Genomic DNA, 21,978 nt, shown 5'->3' with positions numbered 1-21,978 from the left:
GGGAGTGGTGATTCAATTCCAGGTAAGTCAACGGTCAGGTAAGCACTAAAACAGAAAGGGGGCTTTTCAGCCCCCTTGATATCAAATGCCCAGACTACTGTTCACTGTCATACCATTACTTGATTTGAATGAATAGGTCGTACTTCCCACTTTACAGGAAACAGTGATCCGATCATCCCCACCCAAATATCCCTGTCCATTAATTGGGTAAGTCATGTATCCTGATGCAGCCAGTACTCCACTATAGGTAACACCTTGTTTTCCAGTAACGCCGATGTGTGAATATTTAGTAAAAGTATAGACTTTTGTGGAACTGTTAAAGCTATTACTCCCCTCGTTGTCTGACGTACTATTATTCCACTTATCGGCACTATAGCTATAAAGGTCTCGAACACTAGACGCTTCTGCGCGGTAGCCGACTCCGCTAGTTCCAACAACGGTAACGCTATCACATTGCATTGGCGTCCCTGAGGAGTTCAGGAAACGAACCGCTGAGCCAAATGTTCTGTAAGTACTGCCGCGGTTACTTCCTCCCTGGTAAGACCACCAGGCATTTATTTGCGCAGATGCCGGAGGTGGGACCGTCAGCGTCACTGTTACATTGTTACTGCCAGTAGGGATAACACCGACATTCAACCCGCTTGTCACGCTGAACTTAACGGTACCAGCTGTTGCACCGGCCCACACGCTCAGGTAATACACACCGTCCGCCGTTCCGGGCGACATAGTATATGCAGTATCTTGCGGCATCGCTGCACCGGTGTAATTTCTCAGTAAGCCGCCTCCCGACTGCGCCGCTATTTTCAGGGTCAATCCATTAACACCATTTCCGTTTGCATCCTTCACCGTGACGACAACCCTCGTCCAGTTACTGCTACTAACAACGGCATCTAACGATTTCGTTCCCGCAAGATCGGTACCATCCGTTTTGGATGAAAGGTATATCCCTGCAACGGACGGATCGCCCGCCGTCAGGTTAACCGTCACAGTATTACTGCCAGTGGGGATAACACCAGGATTCAGTCCGCCCGTCACGCTGAACTTGACAGCACCGGTTGTCGTTCTGGACCACACGTTCAGGTAATACACCCCTTTAGTCCCTCCAGCTATCATGTCAAAATTAGTGCCTTGGGTCATCGCTACGTTGCCGGAAGTCAGCAGCCCACCTCCCGATTGTGCCGCTATTTTCAGGGGCAGACCATCAACACCGTTTCCGTTCACATCCTTCACCGTGACAACTACCCTCGTATAGCTGCTGCCATTGGCTACTAACGATTTCGTACTCGCAAGCGCGGTACCATCCATTTCAGATGACAGGTATATCCCTGCAACGGACGGAGCCCCCGCCGTCAGGTTAACCGTCACATTATTACTGCCTGTGGGGATCAACCCTGTATCCAGTCCGCCCGTCACGCTGAACTTGACAGCACCGGTTGTCGTTCTGGACCACACATTCAGGTAATACACCCCGTCAGCCCCTCCGGATATCATGTTAAAATTGGTCCCTTGCGTCATCGATACACCGCCGGAAGTCAGCAACCCGCTTCCCGACTGCGCCGCTATCTTCAGGTTCTGCAGACCATTAACACCGTTTCCGTTCGCATCCTTCACCGTAACGACAACCCGCGTATAGCTGCTGCCATTAGCGACTAACGATGTCGTCTGCGCAAGCGAGGTACCATCCATTTCGGATGACAGGTAAATCCCAGCAACGGACGGATCGCCCGCTGTCAGGTTAACCGTCACATTATTGTTGCCAGTGGGGATAACACCTGGATTCAGTCCGCCCGTCACGCTGAACGTGACGGTGCCGGTTGTGTTTCCGGACCACACGTTCAGGTAATACACCCCCTCAGCCTCTCCAGCTATCAGGTTAAAATCAGTGCCTTGGGTCATCGATACGCCGCCGGAAGTCAGCAGCCCTCCTCCCGACTGCGCCGCTATCTTCAGGTTCTGCAGACCATCAACACCATTTCCGTTCGCATCCTTCACCGTGACGACAACCCTCGTATAGTTGCTGTTAGCCACAGCCACTAACGATGCCGTCCGTTCAAGCTCGGTACCATCCGCTTCGGATGACAGATATATCCCGGCCACGGACGGAGCGCCCGCCGTCAGGTTAACCGTCACAGTATTACTGCCTGTCGGGAGCACGCCTGGATTCAGTCCGTCGGTCACGCTGAACGTGACGGTGCCGCTGGTTGTACCAGCCCATACGCTCAGGTAATACACACCGTCAGCTGTTCCACGCACCATGTCAAAATCAGTCCCTTCCGCCATCGATACGTTGTTTGCATTTCTCAGCAAGCCGCCTCCCGACTGCGCCGCTATCTTCAGGGACAAATCATTAACACCGTTTCCGTTTGCATCCTCCACCTTGACGACAACCCGCGTATAGCTGCTGCCATTAGCCACTAACGATTGACTCTCCGCAAGCGCGGTTCCATCCGTTTCGGATGACAGGTATATCCCTGCAACGGACGGATCGCCCGCCGTCAGGTTAACCGTCACAGTATTTTGACCCGCGGGGATCACACCGTCATTCAGCCCACCTGTCACGCTGAACTTGACGGTACCGCTGGTAGTTTGGGCCCACACGCTCAGGTAATACACCCCGTCAGCCGTTCCGCGAGCCATATTAAAAGCAGTCCCTTCCGTTATCGATACGCCAGCGGCATTTTTCAGCAAACCGCTTCCTGACAGTGCAGTTATCTGCGGAGCTACATCATTAATACCGTGTCCGTTCGCATCCTTCACCGTGACAACTATCCGCGTATAGCTTCTGCTGTTGCCATCAGCCACTAACGATTTCGCCCTCTCAAGCGCGGTACCATCCGTTTCAGATGACAGGTATATCCCTGCAACAGACTGAATCCCTGCCGTCAGGTTAACCGTCACACTATTCAGTTCAGGAGGGATAAGGTTGTTTGACAACCCGCCCGTGACTCTGAACTTCACGGTTCCGAGCGTTGTTCCTGCTTTCACCGTCAGGTAATACACGCCAGCCACTGTACCTGCCGCAATATTGCCATACTCCGTCTCTTCGGCTATCTCTGTGCCCGCAACGGTACTCAGCAATCCTCCGGTGTCTGCTTTTATCCTGAGACTATCCTCCAGACCCGTCACACCGTGTCCGTTTGCATCTTTCACTACGATCACAATCCTTGTTTCATCGCTACCATTGGCAGCCAGGGATGTCGTCGACGCAAGATTAGTGCCATCCCTTTCAGATGACAGATAGACACCCGCATCGGACGGTTCGCCTGCTGTCAGATTGACCGTCACACTGTTACTGGTAATAGAAATATCATTTTCTGTTAATCCTGCAGTGATGCTGAATCTCACGGAACCCGTATCCGTACCCGCCACGACCGTTTTGTAATACACACCATCGGTAGAGCTGGCGACCAGGTCATATTCCGTGCCTGCCGTCATCACACCACCGGTAACGTCTTTCAGTAACGACTGGTCTGCTTTTATCTTAAGACCCGTCAGACCCGTGGCCGGTCTCTGATCCTGATCCTTAATCACCACAACCACTCGCGTCTGAGCCGTGCCATCTGCCGCTATCGAGACTTCCCGATGTAGATCGGTCCCGTCTGTCTCAGGTGAGAGGGAAATAGTGGCGGTGTACACCTCATACCTCACAAATGTCACATCCGCACTGACTGCTGCCCCACTTCCCAGACGGGCACTTACCGTAAAGGTCCCCACCACCGTACTGGTCAGCGGCACCTCCAGTTCACCGTTGCTCTCAGTACTGGTACTCAGAGTGGCGGTGTTATTGCTAAACAGAGGGCCATCGGCCGGAACACTCAGCGTTACGGCATGGACACCAGCCAGCGGGTTATTCTGCGCATCCACGACCTTCAGCGTGACCGGGTGCGGATCCGTTCCGGTCGCGGTTCGCGTATCAGCAGACGTTTCGATGATCAGCCGTGCCGTGCTGAGATCTGCCGCAAACGTCACCTGCGCAGTAACCGGTGTACCGTTCCCCAGACGGGCGCTCACCGTAAAAGTCCCCGCCATCGTACTGGTCAGCGGCACTTCCAGCTCACCGTTGCTTTCGGTATTGCTGCTCAGACTCATTCCGCCATTACTGAACAGAGGGCCTGCTGCCGGGACATCCAGACTCACAGCATGGACGCCATTCAACGCGTTACCCTGCGCATCCTTCACCTTCAGCGTGACCAAGTGTGAATCCGTTCCATTCGCGGTTGTCGCATCGGAAGACGTTTCGATAACCAGTCGGGCCGTGCTGACATCCGCCACAAACGTCACCTGCGCGGTGACCGCGGCACTGTCCCCCAGACTGGCGCTCACCGTAAAGGTTCCCGCCACCGTACTGGTCAGCGGCACCTCCAGTTCACCGTTGCTGTCAGTACTGGTACTCAGAGTGGCCGAGTTATTACTGAACAATGCACCATTTGCCGGAACACTCAGCGTCACGTTATGAACGCTGGTCAGCGGGTTACCCTGCGCATCCTCGACCTTCAGGGTGACCGGGTGCGAATCCGTTCCATTCGCCACTGTCGTATCTGAAGAGGTTTCGATAACCAGTCGTGCCGTGCTGGCATCCGCTGCAAACATCACCTGCGCACTGCCGTTCAGCGACAGTCTTGCTGCGGTACCGGACACCGTAAAGGTCCCTGCCACGGTACTGGTCAGCGTCACCGTCATCGTGCCGTGATCACCGGTGGTACCGCTGGATTCCCCGCTAAACGCCGGTCCGCCGTTGACAGTAAAGCTCACTGGCTGGTTCGGCAGCGCGTTACCGCCCGCATCCGTCAGCGTCGCCGTCACTGTCCGGGTAGCCGTGCCGTTCGCCGACGCAGCTTCTGTGCTGTCAGCCGCCACGGTCAGTCGTGCCGTACTGGTATCTGCCGCAAACCTCACCTGCGCAGTAACCGCTGTACCGCTTCCCAGACGGGCGCTTACCGTAAAGGTTCCCGCCACCGTACTGGTCAGCGGCACCTCCAGTTCACCGTTGCTGTCAGTACTGGTACTCAGAGTGGCTGTGTTATTACTGAACAGCGGACCATCTGCCGGAACACTCAGTGTCACACTCTGGATGCTGGTCAGCGGGTTACCCTGCGCATCCTCAACCCTCAGGGTGACCGGGTGCGTATCCGTTCCGTTCGCGGTTTTCGTGTCAGAAGACGTTCCGATAATCAGTTGTGCCGTGCTGGCATCCGCAATAAACGTAACTTCCGCACTGTCATTCAGCGACAGACTTAGCGCGGCACCGGACACCGTAAAGGTCCCCGCCACGGTACTGGTCAGCGTCACCGTCACCGTGCCGTCATCACCGGTGGTCCCGCTGGATTCCCCGCTAAATACCGGTCCATCGCCGGCAGTGAAGAGCACCGACTGGTTCGGTAACGGGTTACCGCCCGCATCCGTCAGCGTCGCCGTCACTGTCCGGGTAGCCGTGCCGTTCGCCGGCACGGCTTCTGTGCTGCCAGCCGCCACGGCCAGTCGTGCTGTACTGGTATCTGCCGCAAACCTCACCTGCGCAGTAACCGCTGTACCACTCCCCATGCGAGCGCTCACCGTAAAGGTTCCCGCCACCGTACTGGTCAGCGGCACCTCCAGTTCACCGTTGCTGTCAGTACTGGTACTCAGAGTGGCCGAGTTATTACTGAACCGCGGGCCATCTGCCGGAACACTCAGTGTCACACTCTGGACGCTGGTCAACGGGTTACCCTGCGCATCCTCAACCCTCAGGATGACCGGGTGCGTATCCGTTCCGTTCGCGGTTTTCGTGTCAGAAGACGTTCCGATAATCAGTTGTGCCGTGCTGGTATCCGCAATGAACGCGACTTCCGCACTGTTGCTCAGCGACAGACCTGACGCGGTACCGGACACCGTAAAGGTCCCCGCTACCGTACTGGTCAGCGTCACCGCCATCGTGCCATCATCACCGGTGGTACCGCTGGCTTCCCCAGTAAACGCCGGTCCACCGTTGACGGTAAAGCTCACCGGCTGGTTCCGCAGCGGGTTATTGCTCGCATCCGTCAGCGTCGCCGTCACCGTCCGGGTGGCCGAGCCGTTCGCCGGCACAGCGTCTGCGCTGTCAACGGTCACGCTCATTTGCGCCGAGTTCTCATCTGCCACAAACGTCACTCTCACGCTCTGGCTGCTGCCGTTGATCGACGCCGTCACCGTAGAATCCCCCGCCACCCTACTGGTCAGCATCATGGTCACGGTGCCGTTACCACCGGTCGTACCGCTGGCCGCAATCGTTGCCCCGTTATCAGCGCTGAAGGTCACGATCTGATCGGGCAGAGGGGTTCCCCGCGCATCCGTCACCGTCGCCTTCACGCTGTTGGTCGTCTCCCCGTCGGCCCGTGCCCCTGTCTCTACTATCTCCAGTGCCCCGTCGGCAATCTGCGCCGTCCCGGTGTCCGCCACAAACGTCACGTCGACGCTTTCACTGCTGTTGTTGATCGACGCCGTTACCGTCGAATCACCCACCACTGTGCTGGTCAGTGTCATGGTCACGGTACCGTCGTTGCCAGTCGTACCGCTGGCTACAATGCTCGCTCCGTTACCGGCGCTGAAGTTCACGGTCTGGCCGATCAGGATATTCCCGTTCGCATCCGTCACCGTCGCCTTCACCTTGTTGGTCGCTGATCCGTTCGCCAGCGCCCCGGTGAACTCCACCGCCAGCGCCCCGTCAGCAATCCGCGCCGTACTGGTGTCGGCGATAAACGTCACGCTCACGCTCTGGTTGCTGTTGTTGATCGACGCCGTCACCGTCGAGTCACCCGCCACCGTGCTGGTCAGCGTCATGGTCACGGTACCGTCATCACCGGTCGTGCCGCTGGCCACAATCGTCGCCCCGTTACCGGCGCTGAAGTTCACAACCTGGCCGGACAGCGGGTTCCTGTTCGCATCCGTCACCGTCGCCTTCACGCTGTTGGTCGCTGACCCGTTCGCCAGAGCATCGTTAGTCACCCTCTCCAGCGCCCCGTCGGCAATCCGCGCCGTACTGGTATCCGCCACAAACGTCACGCTCACGCTCTGGCTGCTGTTGTTGATCGACGCCGTCACCGTCGAGTTACCCGCCACCGTGCTGGTCAGCATCATGGTCACCGTACCGTCATCACCGGTCGTGCCGCTGGCCAAAATCGTCGCCCCGTTACCGGCGCTGAAGTTCACAACCTGGCCGGACAGCGGGTTCCTGTTCGCATCCGTCACCGTCGCCTTCACGCTGTTGGTCGCTGACCCGTCCGCCAGCGCTCCGGTGTACACCACCGACAGCGCGCCCTCTGCAATCCGTGCCGTACTGGTATCAGCGGTGAACGTCACGCTCACGCTCTGGCTGCTGCCGTTGATCGACGCCGTCACCGTCGAGTCACCCGCCACCGTGCTGGTCAGCGTCATGGTCACGGTACCGTCATCACCGGTCGTGCCGCTGGCCACAATCGTCGCCCCGTTATCGGCGCTGAAGTTCACAACCTGGCCGGACAGCGGGTTCCTGTTCGCATCCGTCACCGTCGCCTTCACGCTGTTGGTCGCTGACCCGTTCGCCAGCGCTCCGGTGTACACCACCGACAGCGCGCCGTCGGCAATCCGTGCCGTACCGGTATCAGCGGTGAACGTCACGCTCACGCTCTGGCTGCTGCTGTTGATCGACGCCGTCACCGTCGAGTCACCCGCCACCGTGCTGGTCAGTGTCATGGTCACCGTACCGTCATCACCGGTCGTGCCGCTGGCCACCATCGTCGCCCCGTTATCGGCGCTGAAATTCACAACCTGGCCGGACAGAAGGTTCCCTTGCGCATCCGTCACCGTCGCCTTCACGCTGTTGGTCGCTGACCCGTTCGCCAGAGCATCGTTAGTCACCCTCTCCAGCGCCCCGGCGGCAATCCGCGCCGTCCCGGTGTCCGCGGTGAACGTCACGCTCACGCTCTGGCTGCTGCTGTTGATCGACGCCGTCACCGTGGCATCGCCCGCCACCGTGCTGGTCAGCGTCATGGTCACCGTGCCGTCTGCACTGGTCGTACCGCTGGCCAAAATCGTCGCCCCGTTACCGGCGCTGAAGTTCACAACCTGGCCGGACAGCGGGTTCCCGTTCGCATCCGTCACCGTCGCCTTCACGCTGTTGGTCGCGGACCCGTTCGCCAGAGCATCGTTAGTCACCCTCTCCAGCGCGCCGTCGGCAATCCGCGCCGTGCTGGTATCCGCCACAAACGTCACGCTCACGCTCTGGCTGCTGCCGTTGATCGACGCCGTCACCGTCGAGTCACCCGCCACCGTGCTGGTCAGCGTCATGGTCACCGTGCCGTCGTCACCGGTCGTGCCGCTGGCCGCAATCGTCGCCCCGTTATCGGCGCTGAAGTTCACGGTCTGGCCGGACAGCGGGTTCCCGTTCGCATCCGTCACCGTCGCCTTCACGCTGTTGGTCGCTGACCCGTTCGCCACAGCATCGTTAGTCACCCTCTCCAGTGCACCGTCGGCGATATGCGCCGAACCCGCGTCAGCCGTAAAGGTCACGTTCACGCTCTCACTGTTGCCATTGATCGACGCCGTCACCGTCGCCGCGCCCGCCACCGTACTGGTCAGCGTCATGATCACGCTGCCGTCCGGACCGGTCGTGCCGCTGGCCGCAATCGTTGCGCCGTTATCCACGCTGAAGTTCACGACTTTGTCGGCCAGAGGGTTCCCCTCGTCGTCCGTCAGCGTCGCCTTCACGCTGTTGGGTAAAACACCATCTGCAATGGCGTTATCCGTCACCACGATGAAATTCACAGAAATGGCTGACGTCACAAAGGTCACCGGTTTACGCAAGGAAGACAGGGCTGAGCCATTCACGACTGGCGCCATCCAGGCTTCGCCGGCAGTATTGCCGGATACGGTGGCAACATAAACGCCTGCGCTGACTTCACGAACGCTGCTGATCGTCAGTCCACCAAGGGACGATTCGTGTTGCAGGATCTCCGGATTCAGTGACGAGATGGGAAGACTCTGTCCGTCCAGCGCACGGAATGTCATCGTGGCTGTGGTGACGCCGTCGGCTTCGATGACGGCTGCACGTGCATTCGGATCGTGCGTGGGGACAATCTCAAAGGTTGAGTTGTCAGCATTAACCGCTGACTGTTCCACAAAGATATGTGTGGATGCCTGAGGAGAGTGATTACCCGCTTTATCATGGGCAACCGCACTAATCACATACGTGTTAGCGTCGATACCGCCGGTTTTCCAGAGAGGCAATGTAACCACACACTGGGTATTCGCGGTGCAGGTCACTTCCCCGCCGGCAGCACGGAGGGTACTGTCATCCCATACAATACGTTCAAGCCCGTGTCGGGCATTGACCACAACATCGAGAGAAAGACGATCGCCCTGATAGCCACGTAACGCTTCAGCCATCTTCAGCGTCAGGTTATTTTTCTCCCGATACTCCAGGACAATATTGTTGTTACGATCAACCAGATGATAACGACTGCCCGCCAGGGTACGCATCTGTCCCACGGCATCAGTATCAAGAAGCTTGTGTAATGGCGTATCAAACTGCCAGGAGAATTCCACGCCCAGACGGGTGTCGTTTTCGCCGCCTTCACCCATGCGATGGTCGGCACTGAGTGTCATCAACGGGAACGGGGTATAGCTGAGACCTGCCGTTACTGCCCGCGGATCCTGCTGGCGATTATCCCGACCAAAAAGACCGACTTCTTTACCGTAGTACTGTTCATAGACCAGCTTGCCACCCAGTTGTGGGTAAACCGGCAGATACCCTTCACTGCGGATGTCCCAGCCGTTAGCCGGACGCGCTTCGTAATCGGCCAGATCGGACGCATTTTTCCACCCGGACAGGCGGAAATAGCCATTCGCCGCCAGTTTCAGATAATCCCGGCCGTATTCCAGCCCCATCCCCATGCGGGAGTGTTCACCTGAAAAATCATAGTCATAGAATGCGTTAACCCCGGCCATCCAGTCCGGAGTGTAATAGCGGTATCCGGCCCCCAGGTTTCCCTGGGTCCGGTCATCGGTGCGGTGCAGACTGTGCTGAGAAAAGACTAATGCCTCAGGACTGTCATACCAGGGGATCAATAAATCAACGGAGGAATTCTTCAGAGAGAATTCCTCGTCAAGCTGCATCTGAACCCGGGCTGTCCCTACACGGTTAAGCCACTGTTCTATTTCTGCACTCGCTTTCCCGGTCGCCATCTGGCGGGCGATCCCCGCCGCCGCATCACCACTGGCATTATTCAGGAATTGCCCTGTTTTGCTTGCCAGCTGCGCCGTTCGGGCTTCTGTCGCATTGTCGTTTCCATTCCCGCTCTTCTCATCAGCGGCAGGATCTCCCCCCAGAGTGGGGAGCTCGCTGGCTGAAACAGAAACCGTCTGTTGCTCAGGAGGGGTCTGATACCATTTTGCCTGCGCAGCACGTACTGCTGGCGTGAACGCCAGCATCAGCGGCAGGAAAAACTGCATAACGATGTTAACCCATACCCAGAAACGAAACTGCCGGGAAAAGGATATACCTTTCCGGGGTTCAGACTGAGTAACCCTGTGAATTTCAGAAGAACGGGGACGTGGCGACATGTGTTTTATCCTTATAACTTTGCTACTTAATCCTGGTGACCTGCTTCTTACCGATGCGATTTGCCCAAAAGAAGTGATTTCCCGGCTACATCAGTCTGTTACCTGCATTTCCGATTAATATATGGTGGTGATACTTTATTGCGAATCAGAGGAACTCTTTCCCTTTGACGTGCGTAAATAGCTCTTTCTCAATACAATATTGTTTTATATTTTATATAACCTGCCTCAGATGATTACATAAAAATACAAACCTTAGGCGTCAACAGAATACCTGTACGATTTATCAATTTTATTTCGGCATTATAAACCGCAATAACTCTGATTAAATCCGGATTACCCAAAAAGCATTTGCGAAGATAAATGAACCACAATAAATAAACTTCCAAGAACAAAATACTGAAAATAACTTTAATTTATGCAAAAAACCAACAAAAGGCATGAAAGCAATAACCCCTCCATCAAAAAACAAGGCTTATTACAGTAAAGATAAAAACGTTTTTATTCGCGAAAAGAAAAATAACAACTCCATGGTTAATGAAGTGTTTAAAAAATAAACTGTCAATGTTATAGACAATGTTTTATTACCCTGTTTACGTTGAATATTACCGTCAGTTTTTGAAAACTAGTTTCTCGAAATGTATTCGACAGCAAAAAAAAACCGGTAATTCCTCGCACAACGTTAAATCCTGAAAATAGTCGTTGCATACGTATGCCAGTTTCTGGAATACAGTAAACAAGCATCCTATTAGCACGACGTAAAGTGCAATAAAATACGGGTTTTTACCGCGCAGGATGAATACCAACCGCTGAAGCGCATAAATCGGGTATATCTGGACGAGTCAGGGACTTGTCATCATTTCAGCTCAGCCTCGACAGAAATTTTCCGGCAACGCGTGTCTCAATACAGCAGCATAACCACCGCCTGATCTGACAATACAAAAGACAAACTATAAAATACAAATGTAACACCACTACAGTGTTATTATTACTGCCACTCAAGTATTTCCCCCATGAAGCATCCTCACAACAATCCGCACCTGACCCTCTTTAATGTCAGTTAACCCTGGCCTTACAGGAAAAGACATCTCCTGGATCGCCATAAGAGATCGGCAAACTTCATACAACATCGCTCTGGTTTACTCACGTTCAAAAAATCTACATGCATCACAACTTGATTTACATTTGATAATGTATAGTTGTCATATGACAAGTTAATTATCATTCTGTGTAAACAAGGAGAACTGTTATGACGGATTCAATTCCATCAGGTTACAAGCCGCTGACATGTGACACGCTGCCTGGTTATCTCTCATCCAGACTGACCCCTTCATGTGAACCGGGGGGGTTACCTGAAGAATGGAACGTTTCAGAAGTGGGGGACGGAAACCTGAACATGGTGTTTATCGTTGAGGGAACACATAAAACCATCATTGTAAAACAAGCTCTGCCCTGGCTTCGCGCAGGGGGCGAAGGATGGCCTTTATCTCTGAGCCGTGCAGGCTTTGAGTACAACGTCTTATGTCAGGAAGCCAAGTACGCGGGTCACACACTGATTCCCCAGGTCTATTTTTACGACCCGGAGATGGCACTGTTTGCCATGGAGTATCTGACGCCTCACGTAATTCTGCGTAAGGAACTGATTAACGGTAAAAAATTCCCTAAGCTAGCTGAAGATATCGGCACGTTTTTAGCCCAGACTCTCTTCAATACGTCTGACATTGGCATGCCAGCAGATCAGAAAAAAGCGCTTACCGCCGAGTTCGCGTTGAATCATGAGCTGTGCAAAATTACGGAAGATTTGATCTTCACTGAGCCCTATTACCACGCTGAACGGAATAACTGGACCACTCCTGAGCTGGACGATGCCGTCCATAAGGCGTGGGCTGATGTAGAGATGATCCAGGTTGCCATGCGTTATAAGTACAAATTTATGACAGAGGCGCAGGCATTGTTACATGGCGACCTTCATTCAGGCTCAATCATGGTGACCGACACGGATACCAAAGTGATTGATCCTGAATTCGGTTTCATGGGGCCAATGGCGTTTGATATCGGCAACTATATTGGCAACCTTCTGCTGGCGTTCTTCTCACGCCCTGGGTGGGATGCGAACGAACAACGTCGCGCTGACTATCAGGAATGGCTGCTTCAGCAGATTGTCGAAACCTGGTTCGTTTTCACCCGGGAGTTCCGTCTGTTGTGGGACAACAAAACACAGGGCGACGCGTGGCCGACAGAAATGTATCAACAAAACAGGGCCGCTCTTGAGGATGCACAGGATCAGTTTTTTGCCACGCTGCTTGAAGATTCCCTGGTGAATGCCGGCATGGAAATGAATCGCCGGATTATCGGTTTTGCTGGCGTTGCCGAGCTGAAACTGATTGAAAATACAGAGCTTCGCGCAGAATGTGAACGACGTGCGTTGGCCATGGCGCGCGATCTTATCGTCAATGCCCGCCAGTTTAAAAATATGGATTCCGTCATCCAGTCTGCGAAGGTTAAGTAAGAGGTCATTATGAATATTAAAGGTAAACACTACCGTACGGTCTGGGTTTCCGGGGATGGAAAAGCGGTAGAAATCATCGATCAGACTAAGTTGCCTTTTAAGTTCGAGGTGGTGGCGCTTACCTCTGCGGAAATGGCCGCTACGGCTATTCAGGAGATGTGGGTTCGTGGCGCCCCGCTTATTGGTGTCGTTGCAGCCTATGGTATCGCGCTGGGAATGAATCACGATGCCAGTGACATGGGTCTGCAGCGTTACTATGACCTTCTTATCAAAACCCGACCGACGGCAATTAACCTCAAATGGGCTCTCGACAGGATGAGTGCCACACTGAAGGATCTCTGTGTATCAGAGCGCAAGGATGCGGCCTGGGCGCTGGCGGCAGACATTGCCGAGGAAGATGTCGCGTTGTGTGAACAAATTGGATTACATGGCGCAGAAGTCATCCGCGAAATAGCCCAGAAAAAACCGGCCGGGAGTGTGGTCAATATCCTGACACACTGTAACGCAGGCTGGCTGGCAACCGTAGACTGGGGAACCGCGCTTTCTCCCATCTATAAAGCGCATGAAAACGGAATCCCTGTTCACGTCTGGGTGGATGAAACGCGGCCACGTAATCAGGGCGGGCTCACGGCATTTGAACTGGGCTCACACGGTATTCCTCACACCCTGATCGCCGACAACGCGGGTGGCCACCTGATGCAACACGGCGACGTTGATCTCTGCATTGTGGGGACCGATCGAACCACGGCCAGAGGGGATGTCTGTAATAAAATTGGTACCTATCTTAAGGCACTGGCGGCCCATGATAACCATGTTCCCTTCTACGTCGCGCTACCTTCTCCCACTATTGACTGGACTATCGAGGACGGGAAGACCATTCCGATTGAGCAACGTGACGGAAAAGAGCAGTCCCATGTCTATGGGATTAACCCTCAGGGAGAGTTGAGCTGGGTCAATACCGCCCCTGAAGGAACCCGTTGTGGGAACTACGCTTTCGACGTCACGCCTGCCCGATACATTACCAGCCTCATTACTGAGCGGGGAGTCTGTGCTGCCAGTGAGTCAGCGCTGGCGGATATGTTTGCTGATCTGAAGAGTAAATCACACCAGGACGAGCAGCAGTAACGTGACGATCACTGCTGTTAAGGAGCAGGAATGGAAAGGATTACGTTAGCAGAAAATATCATTTCCACTTGTCGGGAAATGAATGCGTCAGGTCTTAATCAAGGAACATCAGGTAATGTGAGTGCCAGATATACCGGTGGCATGTTGATTACGCCGAGTGGGATCGCTTATTCAAAGATGACGCCGGACATGATTGTCTTTGTAAACGATAAGGGAATACCTGAAGCGGGTAAAATACCGTCAAGTGAATGGTTATTTCATCTGGCGTGTTATAAAGCCAGACCAGAATTGAATGCTGTCATACATACGCATGCGGTGAATTCTACGGCGGTGGCAATACATAATCATTCAATTCCGGCCATTCATTATATGGTGGCGGTATCGGGGACGGATCATATTCCCTGTATTCCCTATTATACCTTTGGCAGCCCTGAACTGGCCGACGGTGTCTCTAAAGGGATCAGAGAAAGTAAGTCCTTGCTGATGCAGCACCACGGTATGCTGGCCATGGACGTCACGCTGGAAAGGACGTTGTGGCTGGCGGGTGAAACCGAGACGCTGGCTGATTTATACATCAAATGTGGCGGATTACATCACGATGTTCCCGTGCTGTCTGAAGCCGAAATGGCCATCGTCCTTGAAAAATTCAAAACGTATGGTTTGAAAGCGTAATTACAGCTTTATTTTAATTAAAACATATGACAGCCATTCGTGGAATGGCTGCTATCCCCTCTGTCCACAACGATTGATTATAACTACCACAAGGAGTTATTTATGTTTATCGTGGAATCGTATGCTGTCGCCATAATAATGTGTTTTATTACCATGATTTGCTGGGGTTCATGGGCGAATACAACCAAACTTGTCAGCAATAAAAAATGGGAGTTCCCTTTATTCTATTGGGATTATTCAATTGGATTATTGCTGTGTTCTTTGTTATTTGCCTTCACGCTGGGTTCTATGGGCGAAGCCGGTCGCAGCTTTATACCTGATATTCAGCAGGCGAGCAGCAGTAGTCTGATATCGGCAATACTGGCAGGGATTATCTTCAATATTTCCAATATTCTTCTGGTGGCTTCTATTAATCTTGCCGGTATGGCAGTAGCTTTTCCTGTGGGTGTGGGACTGGCGCTGGCTCTGGGTGTGATCACCACCTATATCGGTAATCCGCAGGGCGATCCGCTCATTCTGTTCCTCGGTGTCGCCTGTGTCGTGATCGCCATTATTTTTACCGCGATAGCCTATGGTCGTGTCACGCAGGAGGCGGATAAATCTCGCCGTAATAAAGGTCTCATCACTGCCATTCTGGCGGGTATCATCATGGGATGGTTTTTCCGCTTCCTGGCGGACGCCATGTCTGACAATTTCAGCCAGCCTGCCAGCGGTCTGATGACGCCGTACTCAGCGCTTGTTCTGTTTGCCATAGGGCTGTTTTTGTCGAACTTTGTCCTTAACACGCTGGTCATGAAAAAGCCTATTTCAGGAGAACCGGTCAACGGGAAAATGTATTTTTCCGGGAGTTTACGGGATCATGTTTGCGGCTGGCTGGGCGGTATGATTTGGTGTGTCGGTCTGGCATTCAGTCTGATTGCGTCTGGTCAGGCGGGTTATGCCATTTCCTACGGTCTGGGACAGGGTGCCACGATGATTGCCGTGATCTGGGGAGTCTTCATCTGGAGAGAATTTGCCAGTGCGCCAGCCGGAACCAATAAACTGCTGCTGACCATGTTTATTTCATACATTGTGGGTATTGTTCTTATTATCGCCGCTAATCAATAAAATCCTGCCCCATATCCACATGGGGCAGTTGTTCATTCTTTTAGTGTGGTAATTCACACGCCAGCAAAAACTCTGCCGTTCCTTCATCTACAATCAGGTCCGTGACATATCCTCCCAGCAGGGCACCCAACGTTGCGTCATAGCCTCTTTCCCCACCAGCAAGGAAGATCTTCCGTTCAATCTGCCTTAACTGAGCCAGACTGATTCCCAGAATACGCTGGTCAACATCAGCCACGACGGGCATCCCTTCCTTGTCATAGAAGCGGCCACAAATGACACCTACTGCGCCTAAATCCCGATACGTCTGCATTTCCTTCTTATTCAGCACGCCCACCCGAATCAGGGGATTTTCATCAAGCGCGTTACCCACGACAAAAAAGGCTTTTGTACAACGAGTCAGAACGTCAAAATTCGATCGAATAATAGGCTCTGCCTGTAACTCCATGGCCAGTCTGGCGCTTGATACCACGGCGGGAACGTGCAGCGAGGCGACACGGCCTGAAAGCTTGTAGGCGATTTGCGATGAGGATTCAATAATCGTCAGGTCTGGCTGAGAGGGCATAGAACCGAGCATCTGTATAACGGTGACATTTTTACATGACTTCGGCGTCATGGTTTTGCTCATCTGATGGATTGTTCTTCCCCAGGCAACCCCCAGCACATCACCATTCTCAATCACCTGATTCAGATACATGCCACCGGCACGTGAAAGGCGAGTCCGCATCAGCTTTGTATCATCACGTTTTCCGGCATGTTCGCCATCCGGCACGATGATCACTCTCTGGAGACTGAATTTATCGCGGATCTGCAAAGCGGCATCGATAGATCCAAAGACATTCACATCCAGGTTGATGTGAACCAGACCATTTTCCCGGGCTGTCTGCAGGTATTTGACAACCGTGACGCGGGATACCCCCATGATGGCTGCAACTTCAGTCTGGCTTTTGCCTTCCTGATAGTACAGCCAGGTTGCATGAAGTACGGGATCGTCATTGAACAGGCTGCTGTTTGTTTGATCTCTATCCACTTTTTTATCCCTGTATTATGCCGGGGAAATGCTCATCTTGACCCTGTTTACCCGGAGAGTTGATGCAGATTGCCAGTGGCATGATTTTATACAGATATTTTATTCTTTTACATGAAATAAACCAGCATACTCATGGCGCGTTCGACACCGCGCGCTCAAGACAAAAAAGCCGGAGACATACTCCGGCTTTATCCGTTTTCTGTGCGAGATGACGAAGAAAAGATTATTCCTTCAGCACAATCAACGGCTCAATATCGCTCTCTTTTTTGATTACCAGCGATTCATCACCACGCAGACAGGTGCCGCCGTAGTTTCCACCGACGGTAAAGGTGCACACCTGAATATACTTACCGGCAACGTTTGGCAGACACCATAATTGCTGATAAATGTTTTTCTGCTCGGCAAATTTACCGCTGGTTTTATCCAGCAGCTCTTCCTGATGACTGACCAGGTCGATATTACTCCCACAGCGACCGGCAATCGGTTTCACCGCATAACCGGTTTGCGCCAGTTCATCATTGACGATGAAATCGGTATCCAGCAGGTAACGGTGGTGCGGGAAGAGTTGCCACAGGATCGGCAGGATGGCTTTGTTACCCGGGATCACCGTCCACAGCGGCTCAAAGACCAGCACTTCCGGGCGCAGTAGCACGTCAATCAGCCGAACGTCCTGATGGGTATGCCCGGTACGAATCGGCACGGCGGCATATTCGGTTTCGCTGACTTCACGCACCTGTTCAATCGCCGTTTCCCACGCCCAGGTTTTCCAGACGCAGTTCACCAGCCGTCCGTCACCGTCAATGAGTTGTCCGGCATCGTCCCAGCGCAGTTCATCCAGCCCACGCAGGATCTTACTTTCAAACCCGGCCTGATGCAGCGCCTGCTGCATAAACTGGGCATGATAGTTTTCCTCAATATCCTTATCCTGCATGATGTGCACAAAAGGACGCGCGTGGCTGTGTTTCCAGGCTCCCGCCAGCTCGTTAATCAACCCTTCTGCCGGGTTGTGCCCCGGCCCTTTATAGCCCTGCTCCGCCCAGCGTTCGAGGATCAGCCCTGCCTCGGTATGACACGACGCAGAATCGGCGTTGTATTCGTACACCTTCAACCCGCGCTCATCCATACAGAAATCCATACGACCAGTGATCATATGGTGGCGACGGCGCTGCCACGAGAGACGCAAACGCGGCCAGAGGATTTTGGGAATGTCAAACAGCGCCAACAGGTTGTCGTCTTTCAGCACCTTATCCGTGGCGTGCAGATACATCAGATGCAGCTCGTTGGTCGCTTTGATCAACTCCTGCTCAGCACTCTCTGTCATCGTGAAATACTGGTATGGATCCTGATTGATCACGTGACCATTTGCGGCCACATAGGCTTTTTGCAGCGGATCCTTTTCGTCCAGCCATTTACCGTCAAACTGGCCTTGTTCTTCCAGTCTTGCGGCGCCAATCTTCAGCGAATCATTGGCAATCTCCGGCTGCGGCAGGCTGTGCTCAGTATCGTCGGTCTGGATCATCCATCCCAGAATGGTGGTATCGTCAAAGGTGTCTTTCAGGGTATAGCAGCCATTTTCCACCACCATCTCCAGCTCACGCGTCCACTGCTGTCCGGGAGGAAGCGGAGTGTGAATGACGTTCTGCTCGGCAATGCGGATTTTGTTGTCCAGCAACTGAGTGATAATCGCAACGTGGCCGGTGTCTTTAAATTCACCGCCTTTCTGCCAGATGAGCAACGCCCCGGCGACCGGCGCGCGGGGCGACCCGTTCGGAAACGCCTGCAACGGCAAAATATTGTCGTTCACCACTTCGCGCAGAAAACGCAGTGAGAAGATCTCCCACGCCATGCCGACATCGGTGAACACCGCACCATAATTCAGGAAGAGGAAACGGCGCGCGAATTCGACGCACTGCCATTTGTGGCCCATATATTCATTGTCGATATAGCTGCGGAATGCAGCATCATCGTCATAGTCCCGTGGGTCGAGGGAGCTGTAATCTGAAGAGTAGATCGCTACACCACCGGGGGCATAGCCCAATAATGTCCCGAACGGGGCATCCTGACTGGTCGTTCCTTTGCTCATGCACCTTACCTCAAAACTGTACAGCTGGGCAGCTTCTGCTTGCCTGCCCTACACCGCCGACCATCATACACCTCAACGCAGCGGGAGCGTGCGCAACAACAAAAAATAGGCAGGTGTAAATGTGCCGATCTGTTAAAGGTACGGATGGCGACCTGCTACACTGCTTCAACACAACCACTCAGAAGGCAGGTCAACATGTCAGATAACACTTATCAGCCCGCGAAAGTCTGGACGTGGGAAAAATCCAACGGCGGTGCGTTCGCCAACATCAACCGTCCGATCTCTGGTCCGACACACGACAAAACGCTGCCTGTCGGTAAGCATCCGCTTCAGCTCTATTCGCTGGGCACGCCGAACGGTCAGAAAGTCACCATCATGCTGGAAGAACTGCTGGCGCAGGGGGTGAGCGGCGCGGAGTACGATGCCTGGCTGATCCGCATTGGCGAAGGGGATCAGTTCTCCAGCGGCTTTGTGGAGGTTAACCCGAACTCAAAGATCCCGGCATTACGCGATCATTCGCAGAATCCGCCGGTGCGCGTGTTTGAGTCGGGCTCGATCCTGCTGTATCTGGCAGAAAAGTTTGGCTACTTCCTGCCGCAGGATCGGGCAAAACGTACCGAAACCCTGAACTGGTTGTTCTGGCTCCAGGGCGCAGCGCCCTTCCTTGGCGGTGGTTTCGGTCACTTCTATCACTACGCGCCGGTGAAGATTGAGTACGCGATCAACCGCTTTACGATGGAAGCCAAACGCCTGCTGGACGTGCTGGATAAACAGCTGGCGCATAACGCTTACGTAGCGGGCGATGAGTACACCATTGCCGATATGGCTATCTGGCCGTGGTTTGGCAACGTAGTGTTGGGCAATGTGTACGACGCGGCAGAATTCCTTGACGCGGACAGCTATAAAAATGTGCAACGTTGGGCGAAAGAGATCGCTGAACGCCCGGCGGTCAAACGCGGACGGATTGTGAATCGCACCAACGGACCGTTGAATGAGCAACTTCATGAGCGTCATGACGCCAGTGATTTCGACACGAGCACCGAAGATAAACGCCATCCGGCATAATACTGCCTGATGGCGCTACGCTTATCAGGCCTACCATACGCCAACCGTAGGCCGGACAAGACGTTTACGTCGCCATCCGGCTGGATGCCACTCTCTGAGAGTCAGGCGAATCCATGCTGACAGAGAATTAATCCCGCCTGCGGCGACAGTAAAAAATCGGCGAACGCCTTTCCCTTTTCGCTCAGGCAGGCAAATCCATATTCTGCGACCGGATTGTAAGGCTCCGGAATCTCCACCACCGTCAGCGTCTCAATCAGTCGCAGCCTGGGCGCATAGCTGGCATACCCGATGAAGATATCGGTGTAATCCTTGTTGATTAACCACTCAGCAGCCAGACTTCCTGCCGGAAGCGGTAAGGTATCCCTGCCGCCGACCAGCGCCACCGCCCGTTTCCGGGCGCGTGCACCGGCATCGCCCATTCGTGAAAAGAGCTGCTGAGTGTAATCCCCGGACGGATCGCATCCCGCCGTTGAAGTGCCAATCCGCAGGTCCGGGCGCGTTAACAGCGATAACCAGTCATCGCCTTCTCGCACGACATCCGCCCGCACGGTGAGACACAGGCGATTGCTCGCAAAGGGAGCCACTGACTGTGCACGACCAGCGTCCAGCAGCGCTTGTGGATGCGCCATATTCGCCGAGGCAAAAAAGTCACAGGGTTCACCGGCTTCAATCCGTTCGCGCAGCAATCCCGCCGGACCAAAATCACAAAGAACATCCTTCTCCTGATAACAGGCCATCAGCGACTGCCACACCGCACGCAGACTGCCCGCTGCGAGGATATGCATCAGTCAACGCCCTGATAGTCGGTGCGATAAAAACGCTGATACCAGCCATTCGCTACGCTGCGCATATCAATGTCCGTAAATTTCTGCGGATACAGCTTTTTCGCCATCCACAGCTCGCCAATCCCCATCGCTTCCGGCATTGGATAGCCCCAGGCCTTCGCGTAGTCAGGCATCAGGTAGACACGATGATTTTTCACCGCATCAATCACCTGCCACTGCGGGCTTTGCAGGATCTCGTCAACCACTTTCGGATAACGATCCTGCACAAAAATAACCTGCGGGTTCCAGGCAATCACCTGTTCCATCGCCACCGGCTTGAAGCCCTTAACGGTTGAGGCCGCCACGTTCAGCGCCCCGGCGTGCGCCATCATCAGGCCGGTATATTTGCCTGAACCGTAGGTAGTCAGATCCGGGTTGGCCATATAGGCGCGAACGCGTTGATCTTCAGGGATCGCCTGCAGACGATCGCTCACCAGCTTGCGTCCCTTATCGGTGGCGTCGATCAGCGCCTTCGCCTCTTGCGGTTTATTCACAATATCGCCGATAAGCGTGATCCCTTCCCGCAACCCCCGATCGTAGGCCTGTTCCTCATCCGCCATGGTGGGGTTCATTTTGGCCTGTTCCCCTGCCGCGTCGTGACGCAGAGAGATCGCTACCACCGGAATGCCGAGGCTGCTGATTTTGTCGATCATCTCCTGCGGCGCGTAGTTCGTGACAAACACCACCTGTGGGTGCAGCGCCACCAGTTGTTCCGGATCAACGTGGGTTAAATCGCCCAGCGCGGTTTTTTGGGCCAGCTCCGGCGCCAATCGCGCGTAGCCATCACCCAATTGCTGCTTCCAGTTCGCCATCACGCCGACAATTTTGTCGGTCGCATTCATCTGGACCAACAGGTTGAGCGTCTGATGCTGAAGCACGACAACGCGATCTACCTTGTCCGGCACGGTAACCTGGCGGCCAATCTGATCGGTAAAGGTACGGTCGGCTTGCGCCATGAAGGGAAGAGAAAAAAGCAACGCCAGCAGGGAGAGCTGGCGTAAGGATTTAAGCATGA

The 21,978-nt window shown here is 54.0% G+C and carries 10 protein-coding genes; 5 read left to right on the top strand and 5 right to left on the bottom strand.

Annotated elements, in window-relative coordinates; all coding sequences use genetic code 11:
* Positions 1 to 81: 81 nt before the first annotated feature.
* On the bottom strand, positions 82 to 10,443 hold the full coding sequence (locus AL479_RS12750; RefSeq protein ID WP_192575232.1) for an Ig-like domain-containing protein: 10,362 nt from the start codon (positions 10,441 to 10,443) through the stop codon (positions 82 to 84).
* A 1,357-nt stretch (positions 10,444 to 11,800) separates the two neighbouring features.
* Here AL479_RS12750 and mtnK point away from each other — a divergent pair.
* The 4 genes from mtnK to AL479_RS12730 all read left to right on the top strand — a co-directional run bounded on the left by mtnK (position 11,801) and on the right by AL479_RS12730 (position 15,964).
* On the top strand, positions 11,801 to 13,060 hold the full coding sequence (mtnK, locus tag AL479_RS12745; protein ID WP_061076314.1) for an S-methyl-5-thioribose kinase: 1,260 nt from the start codon (positions 11,801 to 11,803) through the stop codon (positions 13,058 to 13,060).
* 9 nt (positions 13,061 to 13,069) lie between these two features.
* On the top strand, positions 13,070 to 14,185 hold the full coding sequence (gene mtnA, locus AL479_RS12740; RefSeq protein ID WP_061076313.1) for an S-methyl-5-thioribose-1-phosphate isomerase: 1,116 nt from the start codon (positions 13,070 to 13,072) through the stop codon (positions 14,183 to 14,185).
* Positions 14,186 to 14,215: 30 nt separating this feature from the next.
* Positions 14,216 to 14,857, top strand: coding sequence for an L-fuculose-phosphate aldolase (locus AL479_RS12735; protein WP_061076312.1), 642 nt, complete (start codon positions 14,216 to 14,218; stop codon positions 14,855 to 14,857).
* 102 nt (positions 14,858 to 14,959) lie between these two features.
* Complete coding sequence (locus tag AL479_RS12730; RefSeq protein ID WP_061076311.1) at positions 14,960 to 15,964, top strand: GRP family sugar transporter; 1,005 nt, start codon at positions 14,960 to 14,962, stop codon at positions 15,962 to 15,964.
* Positions 15,965 to 16,004: 40 nt separating this feature from the next.
* Here AL479_RS12730 and AL479_RS12725 read toward each other — a convergent pair whose 3' ends face one another.
* Both AL479_RS12725 and gss read right to left on the bottom strand, forming a co-directional pair.
* Positions 16,005 to 16,991: a sugar-binding transcriptional regulator gene (locus tag AL479_RS12725; RefSeq protein ID WP_061076310.1), complete on the bottom strand. Its 987-nt coding sequence runs from the start codon at positions 16,989 to 16,991 to the stop codon at positions 16,005 to 16,007.
* A 223-nt stretch (positions 16,992 to 17,214) separates the two neighbouring features.
* Positions 17,215 to 19,074: a bifunctional glutathionylspermidine amidase/synthase gene (gene gss, locus AL479_RS12720; protein ID WP_061076309.1), complete on the bottom strand. Its 1,860-nt coding sequence runs from the start codon at positions 19,072 to 19,074 to the stop codon at positions 17,215 to 17,217.
* A 195-nt stretch (positions 19,075 to 19,269) separates the two neighbouring features.
* On the opposite strand from gss, the gene yghU reads away from it, so the two are divergent.
* Positions 19,270 to 20,139 (top strand): glutathione-dependent disulfide-bond oxidoreductase, encoded by an 870-nt coding sequence (gene yghU, locus AL479_RS12715; protein WP_061076308.1) that lies wholly within the window; start codon positions 19,270 to 19,272, stop codon positions 20,137 to 20,139.
* Between the two features lie 101 nt (positions 20,140 to 20,240).
* On the opposite strand, the gene AL479_RS12710 is transcribed toward yghU, so the two are convergent.
* Entirely contained in the window at positions 20,241 to 20,924 is a 684-nt protein-coding gene (locus tag AL479_RS12710; protein ID WP_061076307.1) for a molybdate ABC transporter substrate-binding protein, read from the bottom strand.
* Positions 20,924 to 21,976, bottom strand: coding sequence for an ABC transporter substrate-binding protein (locus AL479_RS12705; RefSeq protein ID WP_061076306.1), 1,053 nt, complete (start codon positions 21,974 to 21,976; stop codon positions 20,924 to 20,926). The genes AL479_RS12710 and AL479_RS12705 overlap by 1 nt, the downstream gene beginning before the upstream one ends.
* Between the last annotated feature and the right edge of the window lie 2 nt (positions 21,977 to 21,978).

Origin of the sequence: Citrobacter amalonaticus, assembly GCF_001559075.2 — a bacterium.
Lineage (GTDB): Bacteria > Pseudomonadota > Gammaproteobacteria > Enterobacterales > Enterobacteriaceae > Citrobacter_A > Citrobacter_A amalonaticus_F.
Note: the sequence above shows the minus strand (reverse complement) of the source record. Positions and strands in the feature narration are given on the sequence as shown.